Genomic DNA, 13,070 nt, shown 5'->3' with positions numbered 1-13,070 from the left:
GCCGAATTCGGGGGAACCCGGTCCGATCACGCGGACCGGGTTCCCCCGTTTTCCACGCCACCCCGCCGAAGGTTGTGACGCTGGCATATGCCTGGGCGATACGCCCCAGTTGGGAACGCCGGGCGGGCTGTTCTTCTGGTCAACGTCCGCCCCGCAAAGGGCTCTTGACGGCTATCGTGGTAGGGAAGCTTGCGGTCACAACCTGCTAGGGGGAAACCGTGGCGCTGAAGCCGGAGCCGACCGCGCCGTTCCACTCGGTGCAATACGTCCTGCGCGTCCTCGAAACGGTTTCCAAGCACACCGGCGGCGTCACCGACGTCCAGATCGCCCGCGAGACGGGCCTGCCGACCGGCCATCTCGCCCCGCTGCTCGCGATGCTGCGCCGCGAGGGCTATGTGGAACAGGTCGCGGACGGGGCGTACGTCGTGGGGGACTCGCTGGTGCTCCTCGGCTCCGGCACCACCCGCGAGGAGGCCCTGGAGGCCAAGCTCCGGGACACGCTCGCCGAGCTGCGCGACTCGGTCGGGGCGGCGGTATACATCAGCCGGTACATCGACGGCGAGGTCAAGATCACACAGATCGCCGACGGCCCGGACGCGCCCGCGGTGAACGAGTGGGTGGACTTCCGTTCGGCGGCGCACGCGAGCGCCGTCGGCAAGTGCCTGCTGACCCAGCTCGACCAGAACAGCCGCCGGGATCATCTCTCCCGGCACAAGATCGCGCGCCTCACCTCACGGACCATCACCAGCGAGCGGGTGCTGTTCTCCAAGCTGGACAGCCAGCCGCCGACGGTGCCGATCCTGGACCTCCAGGAGTACGCGGTGGGCACGGTCTGCGCGGCGGTACCGCTGACGGCGGGCTCGTCGGTCGGCTGTCTGGCGCTGTCGATGCCGATCGAGCACGCGCACCGGCTGCGCTCGGCGGCCGACACGCTCAACCGGGGCGCGGCTCCGGTGGTGCTCTCGCTGGCCATCTAGCCGGGGCCGCCGGACCGGGCGTCCGACGGGGGCCGGGGCGCGCAACGGCATCGGACCGGGCCGCGGTAGGCGGGGTGCGGCACACACCCCACGTACGACGACCCGGCCCGTCAGCGATGAAGCGGACCCTCGCCGGTCACATGCTGATGGATCTCATTCGGATGGATCAGAACTTCACGTCCGAGCACGCGTAGAACGCGTTGGACGTGTCCGCCACGTTCCAGACGGCCAGGACGATGTGCTTGCCCGTCTTCCCACTCGGCATCGCGCCCTGGTGGACGAGCGTGGCCGGCGGCTGCTGGTTGCCGTACGGCACGGTCATGAACGGCTGGGGGTCGAGCGCCGCGCGGGTGAGCGGCTGGGTCGGGTCCCATCCGTTCTTGGTGATGTAGTAGCGGAAGTCGGACGTGGAGTGCCGGGCGGTGAACTGCCAGCGGAAGCTGTAGGACTGCCCGCCCGAGACGCTGGTGGCGGGCCAGTTGCCGCCACGCGGGTCGTCGAGCTGCGCGAACTGGCCGTTGCCGCCCGCGCAGATCTTTCCGTCGGCGGGACCGGCGGCCGGGAAGCCCTTGGGCCCCTCGACGCTCTGCGGCTCCCACTGGATGTTTCCGCATCCGGTGACGCTGCCGCTCTGGCACAGCTTCTGACGGCTGATCGGTGAGTCGGTGTAGCCGTGGCTGGTCGCGCTGCCGGTGGCGAGCAGGGACACGCCCGCCACCGCGAGACCGAGTACCGCGGCGCTGATTCTCTTCTTTCGCATGCTCTCGCTCCAGTGACCGTGGGGATGCGGGTGGTGCGGTGACTCCTGACTGCGCAATCAGGTCTAGACCAAGGCTCAGAGTATTGACGGCAAGTGACCGTGTCCATAACAAAGCCAAGAAAGGTCCAGACCAATCCCCACGGGGCTGGAGCGGTCAGCTCCCCTCGTTCAGACCGTGCCTGCCGGTGTAGAACGCCACGGTCAGATCCTTCACGAGGACCTTGCGCTCGTAGTCGTCCAGCTCCACGAGCCCCCGCGACGTCAGCCGGTGCACCGTGTCGTCCACCGCGTCGACCACCGACGTCAGCACGGTGTCCCGGTGCCTGGCGTCGATCGCCGCGATCCTGCTGCGCTGCATGGCCGCCGAGATCTCCGGCGCGTACTCGATCCGGGTCGGCTGCGCCGAGAAGACGTCCAGCCCGACGGGCCGGCACTCGGCCGACAGCATCCGGGTCAGCGCCTCGCCGACCAACTCGGCGTTACGCAGGGTCGGCGCGGCCTCGTTGAACGCGTCGGCGGGCAGCTGCGAGAGCACACGTGCCATGGCCGCCTCGACCTGCTCGCGCAGATACTCCTCGTGGTCTCGCACCCCGAGCGCCGCTCTGACGGTGTCCCTGACCCGCCACACCACCAGGACCACGACCCGCAGCGCCGTACCGTTCGCGTCGACCGCTGGCATCGGCTCGCTGCGCCAGTGCCGCAGCCGTACGTCGACGCGGCGGCGCAGCAGGAGCGGGCTGACCCAGAGAAGTCCCGTACGGCGCACGCTCCCCCGGTACTCGCCGAAGAGCGTGAGCACCCAGGCGTGTCCGACCCGGCCGCGGCCGAGCCCGCCGAAGGCGAAGAGCGTGAACGTCACGGCGACGGTCAGCAGCGTCCACATACCGATGCCGATGCCGTTGTACGGGTTCGAGCCCAGCCCGAACATCTCCGTCAGCGCCTCGGGCACGGCGCCGACCCACCAGAGCACCGTCACGCAGCCGAACAGCCCGGCGACACCGACGAGCGCCGCGGTCCAGCCGGGCAGTGTGGGACCGGGGCGCTCGACCAGCTTCGTGTCCACAGGTGTCGCGGGGCGCGAGGCGGCGGGCGCCAGTACGGGCGGCGCGGGAGGAGTGGCGACGGCGGGCCCGCGCCGGAACTGCGGGCGTCCGGCCGTCGGGGCGGTCGCGGCTTGCTCGTCGCGGAAGAGGAGATGGACGGGGATCTCGTGGGTGGCCTCACCGACGATGAGCGGGCTCCAGCGCTGGCTGTCGAAGGTGAGAGCGGCCCGCGTCGGGACGACGGAGCCGGACCCGGCCGGCACGGTGACGTTCCACACGGGCGCGGGGATCCCACTCGGTGCGCCGGACAAGGCATCTGACGGGTCGTCATCGGCGCTGGTCGCGACCGCCGCTTCCGCCACATCGTGTGGCCACGGGTCGTCGGTCCCGGTCTCCGCCTCGGGCGCCGCCTCCGCGTAGAGGTCCGGTCCGGGCTCGGGATCGGCCGCCTCCTCCGGGGGCTCGTCGGTCGCGGGCATCGCCCAGGACTCGCCTCGCGAGTGCGGGACGTCGGCGTCCTCGGGCGCCGGTGCCGTCTCCGGCGCGGCCGGATCGGCCCCGGTCGGGGCCAAGTCCAGGACATCGCCCGCCACGGCCTGCGGCTCGGCAGGGGACTCGGTGGCGGCCGTGAACAGCGAGGTATCCGTCTCCGCCGGCAGTTCCACCGACACGAACTCCGGCTGCCGCTCCCGCTCCTTCTCGGCCGACGCCCACTCCACGATGTCGGCGACCTCGGGTGCCGTACCGCCGTAGCAGGCCTCCGGTCCTGCCGCGAAGCTGTGTTCGGGCTCGGGCTCGGGCGTCCGCGCGGGCTCGTGCCGAGGCTCCACGGGCTCCTTCGCGAACACGTCCACCCGCTCCGCGGTGGCCACCGGCCCCGGCGGCTCCCCCTCGTGCGGTGGATCCGGCTCGGCAGGAGGCCCGCTCAGCAGCCGTACGTTCTGGTTCCAGCCGGTCTCGTTCCAGCCGGCCGGGGCCACGGGCGCGGCCGGGACTTCGGCCTCCCTGGGCGGAGCCGGGTCCACGGGGTGCTCCGCTTCCACCGGCTCCGCCGGCCCACGCGCCGTCAGCGCGTTGCGTGCCGCCGCCCGGAGCGCCTGTGCGCCGCGCAGCATCTGTCCGTCACCGTTCGGTTGCGATGTCTGTGTGGTCATCCTTGCCTCCGTCGTCATGCGAAGAGTCGTCGCCAAGTCTCGGGGCCGGGGTACCCGTCGGCCGCGCTGCCGCGCCAGCCCTGCGCTCGTTGGAAGGCTTCGACGTTGCGCCGGTCGGCCTCGCCCCACCTCGGCCCGGGGTCCGTGACGTAGTGGTCGCCGTAGCCGCGCTTCACCAGCCGCTTGCCGAGCTGGGTGACGTGCTCGCCGGACCTCCCCGGCCGGAACTGCCCCTTGCCGGGGTACGCCGGCCGCGCGTCCGAACCGCCGGGGCGGCCCGCCCGCGTCGCCGGGATGTCCTTGCCGAGCCCCTCCACCAGATATCGCCAGGTGTCCGGCCCCGGCAGCCCGTCGGCCTCCGCGCCCCGCCACCCCTGAGCCCGCTGGAAGGCCTTGGTGGCGCTCCGGTCCGCCTCACTCCAGCGGGGGCCGGGACCAACGGAGTAGAAGTGTCCGCCGCCCCGGGCGACGAGCATCCGCCCGAGCTTGGTCACGTCCGCGCTGTCGGCCCCGGGCCCGAACGACTTCGCACCGGGGAAGGCCACCGGCTTCGCCGTGTCGGCCTCGGCGCCGCTGTTGCCTCCGGTCACGCCTTTGTAGCGGTACGCCACGTAACTCGCCGAATTGTTCCAGTACGCCATCGGCGTGGACTGCGCCCGCGTGGTCGGCTTCGTCTGCTCGTACGCGAAGTAGTGCGAGTGCGTGTAGTCGCTCCAGCCGCCGAAGATCGTCACGTGCGAGCCCTTGGTGGGGTCGGACGGATTGTGGAACAGCAGGATGTCGCCGGGCTGGAGTTCCTCCCTGGCGATCCGGGTGCCGAAGCGGGACAGGCTGCCCGTCCACTCGTTGCCGTCCAGATTCCAGGCCATCGAGACATAGCCCGAGCAGTCCTGGCGGTAGCCGTCGGACCAGTACTTCGTCATGGAGTACGGGACCTTCGCGCTCACCCACAGCTTGGCGCGGTTGATGATGGCGGCGCGGCTGGTCACGCGCAGCGTGTCGACCGAGTGGTCGGGCGAGGGCCCCGCCGACGGCCGCCCGTACAGCGGGCCGCTCGCGCCCTGCGGGGTCGCGGGATCCGGGTCCGTGTCCGCCCGTTCGGTGCCGAGCGCGGCGCCGGCCGCGGACCCGCCGGTGTCCGCGTCGGCCTCGCCGGCGCCCACGCCCGTGGCGGAGAGGGCGACTCCGGCCGCGGTGACGAGGACCAGGGCGCGCCGAGCGCCGTGCGCGGCCGGGTGGCCGCCCGCGCGCAGGGACAGGCCTTGGGCCAGCAGGCGGCGCTGCTCGACGCATCCGCCACAGGGACAGTCACAAGCGGGTTCGTACTCCTCGAAGACCGGTGCGGTCATGCGATCCCCTCCACACTCGACAAGATGCTGTGCGGTGTTGCACGGGCGTCAGGTCCCAACAGTCCTGACCAATCGCATTTTGACGGATCAAAGGTAAAAAACGACCATCCGACAGGCCACATCGCTCATCAAATGGTTGGGAGCACTCCGGAGCGTCGGGTAGAGTTCTCCAGGTCAGCAGGCGCCGCTAGCTCAGTTGGTTAGAGCAGCTGACTCTTAATCAGCGGGTCCGGGGTTCGAGTCCCTGGCGGCGCACGCACGGCTGAGGCCCCCTCGCAATTGACGCGAGGGGGCCTCGCTCGTTCCCCGATCTCGCGTACGAGCCCGGGTGGCCTTCGCGGGAACTTCACAGTCCGGCCACAGCTCCGCCCCCAGCAGGCCTTCAATAAGGGCATATTAGACGTAAGTAGTATCTTTCACCCTTGCGATCATGGCTGGGGTCGTAGAACCTATCCTGAAGCCGACGGGTCCAAAGAAGCACGCGTTTCTTGCAGTTGGGGCAGCTGAAGAATTTGCTCCGGTTTGCATACCGAGCGGGGTGGGGGTCCCCCTCGTGGGCCGATGTCGCACAAAGGCATCATGCAACCGGATAGGTCCCGATGCGTGTCTGTACCGACGGTGGCGCGCGACCGGACGAACCGACCGACCAATCACGCACCAGCATGCGTGCGGGGGGATGACTGATGACGTCGACGCCGAACGGCGAGCGGCCGAACAACGACGCGTCCCGGACCACTCAGCTCCGGGTCCCCTCCCAGCTCAGGGCCGGCGGATCGCGGTTTCGGCAGAAGAAGACGGAACTGCCAAAGTACGACTACGAGCACTACAGCCGGCTCGCCGGGCCGCTCACCCAGCCCGATCCGGACAAGCCGTACAAGGTGCAGTACCGCTCACTGCTCTCGCAGGAGCCGCACCGGATCCGCGCCGCCCTCCTGCTCGGCGCGGCCCCGCTCCTCTCCCTCGGTCTCTTCGCCTGGCTGATGCAGCCTCAGCACTGGACCGAGCGCGACCCGAACCTGAAGAACGACACGCTCCTCATCCTCGACATCGTGATGCTCGTCTCGATCGGACTGATCGAGCTGTTCCGCACGATGAACGTGCTCTCCAACGCGCACGCGACGCTGGTGGCCCGTGACCCCGTCCCCGTCGTGCCCGCGAGCGGCACCCGCGTCGCCTTCCTCACCTCCTTCGTGCCGGGCAAGGAGCCCCTGGAGATGGTGACGAAGACACTGGAGGCCGCGGTCAGGATCCGGCACCGCGGGCTGATGCACGTCTGGCTCCTCGACGAGGGCGACGACCCCGCCGTCAAGGAGGTGTGCGCCCGTCTCGGCGTGCACCACTTCTCCCGCAAGGGTGTGGCGAAGTGGAACCAGGCGAAGGGCGCGCACCGCGCCAAGACCAAGCACGGCAACTACAACGCATGGCTCGACGCGCACGGCGACGACTACGACTTCTTCGCCTCCGTCGACACCGACCATGTCCCGATGGCCAACTACCTGGAGCGGATGCTCGGTTACTTCCGCGACCCGGACGTCGGCTTCGTCATCGGCCCGCAGGTGTACGGCAACTACGACACGTTCGTCACGAAGGCCGCGGAGTCGCAGCAGTTCCTCTTCCACGCCCTGATCCAGCGCGCGGGCAACCGCTACGGCTCGCCCATGTTCGTCGGCACGAGCAACGCCGTACGGATATCGGCGCTCAAGCAGATCGGCGGGCTGTACGACTCGATCACCGAGGACATGGCGACGGGCTTCGAGATGCACCGCGCCAGGAACCCCCGGACGGGCAACAAGTGGCGCTCCGTGTACACCCCGGACGTGCTCGCCGTCGGTGAGGGCCCGACCGCCTGGACGGACTTCTTCACCCAGCAGCTGCGCTGGTCGCGGGGGACGTACGAGACGATCCTCAAGCAGTACTGGCGGGGCTTCACCACGCTGCCGCCCGGCAAGCTCTTCAACTACACGATGATGATCATCTTCTACCCGATGTCGGCGCTCAACTGGATCCTGGCGGCGCTGAGTTGTGCCCTGTTCCTGGGCATGGGCGCCTCGGGTGTGCAGATCGACCCGGCGATCTGGATGATGCTGTACGGCAACGCCTCCGCCCTTCAGATCGGCCTCTACATCTGGAACCGGCGGCACAACGTGTCGCCGCACGAGCCCGAGGGGTCCGGCGGTCTCGCCGGCATGGCGATGTCGGCGCTCTCGGCACCCATCTACGCGCGCTCACTGCTCGACGCCGTCCTGCGGCGCAAGAGCGGCTTCGTGGTGACGCCGAAGGGCGACTCGTCCAGCCCGGACACCCTGTTCGGGACGTTCCGGATCCATCTGTTCTTCATTCTCGTCTTCGCCGGATCGCTGGTCTCCTCCTTCTTCCTCGGGCACGACCACCCGGCGATGATCACCTGGGCGACACTGGCGCTGCTGATCACGGCGTCGCCGATCATCGTCTGGCGCCTGGGGATGCGCGCGGAGAAGAAGAAGCGCGGGAGGCACGGGGCGCGGCACTCCTCGCGACACTCCGCCCAGCAGCCGCCACAGCCGGCCTCGCAGACACCACAGGCACCGCACGTGCCACCGGCCTCGCAGCAGACGCCCCCCGGGGCGGTCGACCAGACCATACAGATTTCCCTTGGGGGACCTAAGCAATGAGTGCGCTTCCCGTCCGGCCGAACCACCGCAGGAACCGCGCCCGTCGCCTCGCGATAGGCGCGGCGGTGGTCGTCGTGGTGGCCGGGATGAACGGGCCGGCGATGTGGCGGTTCGGTTCGGAGCAGTACCACGAGTACAAGATCAACCGGCCCGAGTACAAGGCCGCGAACGGTCACTGGGACTTTCTCGACATCCCGTCGAAGTACAAGATCAATTCGATTCACGCGTCGCTGCTGCACACCGGCAAGGTGCTGCTGATAGCCGGGTCGGGAAACAACCAGAAGAACTTCGACGCCAACAAGTTCGAGTCGGTCCTCTGGGATCCGGCGACCAACGACTTCAAGATGATCCCGACACCCAAGGACATGTTCTGCTCCGGGCACACCCAACTGCCCGACGGCAGGCTCCTGGTGGCGGGCGGCACGAAGCGGTACGAGAAGCTCAAGGGCGACACCACCAAGGCCGGCGGTCTGATGGTGGTCCACAACGAGGACCCCGACAAGCCGATGACGCTGCCGGCGGGCACGATGTTCACCGGCAAGAAGAACGGCAAGACCTTCGAGTCCAAGGACCCGGTCCTGGTCGAGAAGGCGAAGAAGATATTCGACCCGGTGACCGGCGTCTTTCTGCGGACCGAGCCCGGTCTGGGCCGTATCTACGTCGAGGCCGACAAGTCCGGGAAGAAGTACGAGACCGGCACCGAGGACAACTACCGGGTGCAGGGCATGAAAGGCGCCGACGCCCGTAACGTCTACGGCATCGCGCAGAAGCTCGCGCTCGACAAGAAGGACTTCCAAGGCATCAAGGACGCCTTCGAGTTCGACCCGGTCGCCGAGAAGTACATCAAAGTGGACCCGATGAACGAGGCCCGCTGGTATCCGACGCTGACGACGCTGGAGGACGGCAAGGTCCTCGCGCTGTCGGGCCTGGACGAGATCGGGCAGATCGTCCCCGGCAAGGACGAGATCTACGACCCGGAGACCAAGGAGTGGGAGTACACCGGCATCATCAGGAAGTTCCCCACCTACCCGGCGATCTTCCTGATGGACAACGGCAAGCTCTTCTACAGCGGCTCCAACGCCGGTTACGGCCCCGCCGATGTCGGACGCAAGCCGGGCATCTGGGACCTGGAGACCAACAAGTTCCAGAACATCCCGGGCCTGAGCGACGCGGACACGATGGAGACGTCGGCGACCGTCATGCTGCCGCCCGCGCAGGACCAGAGGTTCATGGTGATCGGTGGCGGTGGCGTCGGCGAGTCCGAGAAGTCGAGCGAGAAGTCCCGGCTGGTCGACCTCAAGGAGGACAAGCCGGAGTTCAAGGACGGCGCCGCGCTCGACAAGGGCACCCGCTACCCCAGCGCGTCGCTGATGCCGGACGACACCGTCCTGGTGACGGGCGGCGCCGAGGACTACCGGGGCCGCGGCGGCTCCAACATCCTCGAAGCGCGGATGTACGACCCGAAGTCGGGCGAGTACACGCGCGTCGCCGATCCTGAGGTCGGCCGCAACTACCACTCGGGGTCGCTCCTGCTGCCCGACGGCCGCGTCATGATCTTCGGCTCCGACTCGCTCTACGCCGACAAGGCGAACACCAAGCCGGGCGTCTTCGAGCAGCGGATCGAGATCTACACCCCGCCGTATCTCTTCCGGGACTCGAAGCCTGAGCTGACCGACGGACCGAAGCGGATCAAGCGCGGCGGCTCGGGAACCTTCACGACGAAGGACGCCGCGTCGCTCAAGTCCGCGAAGCTGCTGCGGCCGAGCGCCGTCACCCATGTCACCGATGTCGAACAGCGGTCCATCGACCTGGACATGGAGAAGACGGCGGACGGGATCAAGGTGACGGTGCCGAAGAAGCGGGCGCTCGTGCCGGCCGGCTGGTACATGCTCTTCGTGACGGACGACAAGGGGACGCCGTCCGAGGGTGTGTGGGTCGAGGTGCCGTAGCCGGTCGCCGTACCGACGTGAGCGGGCCCGTACGTGTCGTACGGGCCCGCTTTCCCTGCCTGCTCGGCCTGCCGCTCGGCTCCCCGCTCGGCCTGCTACTTGGCGTTGCGCGCCAGCTCCAGCGCGTACTCCGGGTACCAGTCGCCGGCCTTGGGCCCGCCCTTGCAGTCGCCGTCCGACTCCCCCGGGCGCTTGACCCACAGATACGCCTTCACGAGCGGATCGCCGGTCTTCGTGGTCGGCGGCTCGCCGAGCGCGCGGCCCGGCGGGTTGCACCAGTTCTCGGCGGGATCGCCCTCCGTGTAGGGGCCGTTGCCGTTACGGCTGGTGTCGATCACGAACGGCTTGTTGCCGACCTTCGCCGACAGCTTCTTGCCGAACTCCTGGCTCAGGTCGGTCGGGAAGAAGTTGGAGACGTTGACCGAGAAGCCGTCCGCCTTGTCGACACCCGCCCGCTGGAGCGGCTCGAAGAGCGCGTCGGGCGACTGCCAGCCGGCGTTGCCCGCGTCCAGGTAGACCGTGGTGGCCGGCTGCTGCTTGAGCCGTTCGACGGCGCCCTTCAGCAGGTCGAAGCGCTCCTCGTGGAACTCCTGGGGCGTACAGCCGTCCACCAGATGCAGCAGCGCGTCGGGCTCCAGGACGACCGTGGCCCGCCGGTCGCCGATGCCCTTGGCGACCTTGTCGACCCACTCCCGGTACGCGTTGCCGTCGGAGGCGCCGCCCTTCGAGAACTGGCCGCAGTCCCGGTGCGGGACGTTGTAGAGGACCAGCAGCGCGTCCCGGTCGGCCTTGGCGGCGGCCTCGGTGAAACCGCGGGCCTCCTCCTCGGGGTTGTCCGGGCCGATCCACTCGCCGACGGGCTGCGAGGCGATCTTCTTGATGAGTTCGGCGTTCTTGTCGTCGCCGTCCTTGGTGTAAGTCTCGACCTGCTTGGCCGCGTTGCCGTCGGGGTTGACCCAGTACGGATCGATCGCCTTGGGCTGCTGGCTCGTCGCCGGGTTCTTCTCGCCCTTGTCCTCGCCGTCGGACGAGCAGCCCGCGACGAGCAGAGCCGCTCCCGTGGCCGCCGCGCACGCCGTCATTCGAAGACCACGACCGGAATTACTGCCGTACATCCACTCCCCCTCGGTGCCCGTTCGTCGGAGCCGCCCCCCAGGCGCCCCGTTCCTGTTCTGCCTGCGTGCCGCCTGCCCGAACAAGACCGGTCCAAGTCATCCTGGCACACGGGCCGGGGCCGTAACGGAGCCTGTTCGGCTTCGTGTACGAGCTGTGACAGCGGGGTCCAGGTGACGCCGGATCAGCCATGGCGAGGTGCCTCCTTCACACCGGTGAGGTACGCCGAGACGACCACGTTCGCCGTGTACGTACGGCTTTCGCGGTCGAAGGTCCCGCCGCAGGTGATCAGGCGCAGTTCGGCGCGGTCCGGCTCGTGGGGGCCGTACACCTTCCGCGCGTCGAACTTCTCCCGGCTGTAGACCCGTACGTCGTCGATGGTGAACTCGGCGACCGAGCTGTCGGCCCGGGACACCCGGATCTTCTCGCCGGGCCGGGTCGCGCTCAGGTCGTAGAAGACGGCGGGCTCGGTCCGGGTGTCCACGTGGCCGACGAAGAGCGCGGTGCCCGTGGCGCCGGGCCGGGCGCCGCCGCCGTACCAGCCGACGGTCTCGGGGAGTTCGTACGGCGGTGGCTCGACCGCCCCCGCGGGGTCGAGGCCACGGGGGACGACGGGCGCCCTTATGCCGACGGAGGGAACCTCGATGCGGCGCGGTTCGGCGGGCTGCCGGGGATCACGGGCCGCCGGTGGCCGCTCCTCCATCGGGCGGCCGACGGCGGCGACGTCGCCGGTCATGGGCGAGGAGGCACCGACGATGCCGTCATGGCCCCAGCCCCAGAGACCGAGCAGCAGCACGGCCCAGGCCACCCCGGTCAGCAGCCGGCCCGATCCGGTCGGGCGGTCGTCGGTCGACGTCTCCTCAGCCGTGTCACCCATGTCAGCCGTCTCAGTCGTCTCAGTCGGAGTCCCGCGCGGCGGAACGTCTCCGGCGCGCACTGCGGATCGCCACGGCCACGGCGGCAACGCCGGCGAGGACGAGACCGATCACGGTGTGGGGGATGCTGGGGCCGGCCTCGTCGCCTGCGAGAGCCGTGGTCGTCCTGCCGCCGCCACCGGCGCGTACCGGCGCGACGGGCGAGGCCTGCCGCTCACTCGGGCGGGCCTGGGCGGACCGAGGCGTCCAGGGGGCCCGGGACTGCCGGGCGGTCCCGATGGGCGCGGGCATCAGCTTCTCGGGCGGCGGGGCGGACGTCATAGGCGGGAGGGGCCTGGGCGGGACCGCTGAGGCCTGCCCCTCGGGCTTGGTCTTGTCGGGCTTGGGGTTGGCCTTCTCGGACTTCGGGGAGGCCTGCGGCTTGGCTGAAGCCCTCGCGGAGGGCTTGGTGGCCGGTTTGGTGGGCGGCTTGCTCGAAGCCTTCGTGGACTGCTCCGGCTTGGGCTTCGCGGAAGCCTTCTCAGACGGCTTGGTGGCCGGCTTGGTGGACGCCTTCGCGGACGGCTTGGCCGAAGACTTGGCGGACGGCTTGGCCGAGGCCTTCGCGGACGGTTTGGCCGAAGACTTGGCGGACGGCTTGGTGGACGCCTTCGCCGACGCTTTCGGGGACGCCTTGGCGGAAGGCTTGGTGGGCGGCTTGCTCGAAGCCTTCGTGGACTGCTTCGGCTTGGGCTTCGCGGAAGCCTTCTCGGACGGCTTCGCGGACGCCTTCGCCGACGGCTTGGCCGAAGCCTTCGCAGAGGCCTTCGGCTTCGCGTCGCGGTCCACCTTGAAGACCGCCGCACCCAGGTGGTCGTGCCCGTCGCACCAGACGTCTGCCTTGTACTTGCCGTCCTTCGTGGACGACTTGATCTTCGCCTCGCCGAGCAGCGTCGGCTTCTTGTCATCGCCCTTGCGGGCCGCGAGCTCGGAGTCGGCGACGAAGACACCGGACCGGGCCGCGGCCGAGCGCGGGTTCGCGCAGCCAGTGACCTTGATCTTCACCTCGCCGCCGGGGCGGACGTCGGACGGGCTGACCGTCGCGTTCACGGAGTCGTGGGCGTCGGCGGCGGTGGTGCCGAGGACGGGAACCGCCACCATGGCGGCCACCAGCCCGGCGGCACGGAGAGCGAGCAAGCCTGAACGCATCGTGAACCTCC

The 13,070-nt window shown here is 69.4% G+C and carries 9 protein-coding genes and 1 tRNA gene; 4 read left to right on the top strand and 6 right to left on the bottom strand.

The genetic code is table 11. The annotated features are described in order from the left end of the window. The first annotated feature begins 218 nt into the window (after positions 1–218). Positions 219–977 carry an IclR family transcriptional regulator gene (locus tag IEY79_RS09780; protein WP_189106975.1) on the top strand — a complete coding sequence of 253 codons (759 nt, stop codon included), beginning with the start codon at positions 219–221 and terminating at the stop codon, positions 975–977. Positions 978–1,143: 166 nt separating this feature from the next. Here the strand turns inward: IEY79_RS09780 and IEY79_RS09775 are convergent, their stop codons facing one another. From IEY79_RS09775 to IEY79_RS09765, 3 genes are all read right to left on the bottom strand, one after another. Continuing rightward, a complete protein-coding gene (locus tag IEY79_RS09775; RefSeq protein ID WP_189106974.1) occupies positions 1,144–1,737 on the bottom strand; it encodes a lytic polysaccharide monooxygenase auxiliary activity family 9 protein in 594 nt (197 codons plus the stop codon). Between the two features lie 154 nt (positions 1,738–1,891). After that, on the bottom strand, positions 1,892–3,934 hold the full coding sequence (locus IEY79_RS09770) for an SPFH domain-containing protein (protein WP_229700775.1): 2,043 nt from the start codon (positions 3,932–3,934) through the stop codon (positions 1,892–1,894). Between the two features lie 14 nt (positions 3,935–3,948). Then, positions 3,949–5,283 (bottom strand): peptidoglycan-binding protein, encoded by a 1,335-nt coding sequence (locus IEY79_RS09765; RefSeq protein WP_189106973.1) that lies wholly within the window; start codon positions 5,281–5,283, stop codon positions 3,949–3,951. 181 nt (positions 5,284–5,464) lie between these two features. On the opposite strand from IEY79_RS09765, the gene IEY79_RS09760 reads away from it, so the two are divergent. The 3 genes from IEY79_RS09760 (at position 5,465) to glxA (ending at position 9,883) form a co-directional block, all read left to right on the top strand. After that, positions 5,465–5,538, top strand: a tRNA-Lys gene (locus IEY79_RS09760). A 428-nt stretch (positions 5,539–5,966) separates the two neighbouring features. Next, complete coding sequence (locus IEY79_RS09755) at positions 5,967–7,934, top strand: glycosyltransferase family 2 protein (protein ID WP_189106972.1); 1,968 nt, start codon at positions 5,967–5,969, stop codon at positions 7,932–7,934. Next, positions 7,931–9,883, top strand: coding sequence for a radical copper oxidase GlxA (gene glxA / locus IEY79_RS09750; protein ID WP_189106971.1), 1,953 nt, complete (start codon positions 7,931–7,933; stop codon positions 9,881–9,883). The genes IEY79_RS09755 and glxA overlap by 4 nt, the downstream gene beginning before the upstream one ends. Before the next feature lie 95 nt (positions 9,884–9,978). Here glxA and IEY79_RS09745 read toward each other — a convergent pair whose 3' ends face one another. The 3 genes from IEY79_RS09745 to IEY79_RS38365 all read right to left on the bottom strand — a co-directional run bounded on the left by IEY79_RS09745 (position 9,979) and on the right by IEY79_RS38365 (position 13,059). After that, complete coding sequence (locus tag IEY79_RS09745; RefSeq protein ID WP_189106970.1) at positions 9,979–10,998, bottom strand: glycoside hydrolase family 6 protein; 1,020 nt, start codon at positions 10,996–10,998, stop codon at positions 9,979–9,981. 182 nt (positions 10,999–11,180) lie between these two features. After that, positions 11,181–11,873, bottom strand: coding sequence for a class F sortase (locus IEY79_RS09740; protein WP_189106969.1), 693 nt, complete (start codon positions 11,871–11,873; stop codon positions 11,181–11,183). 19 nt (positions 11,874–11,892) lie between these two features. Then, positions 11,893–13,059 (bottom strand): hypothetical protein, encoded by a 1,167-nt coding sequence (locus tag IEY79_RS38365; protein ID WP_189106968.1) that lies wholly within the window; start codon positions 13,057–13,059, stop codon positions 11,893–11,895. Positions 13,060–13,070: the final 11 nt, after the last annotated feature.

The organism is Streptomyces camponoticapitis, assembly GCF_014646115.1.
Taxonomy (GTDB): Bacteria; Actinomycetota; Actinomycetes; order Streptomycetales; family Streptomycetaceae; genus Streptomyces; species Streptomyces camponoticapitis.
This window is presented reverse-complemented; position numbering and strand designations above follow the sequence as displayed.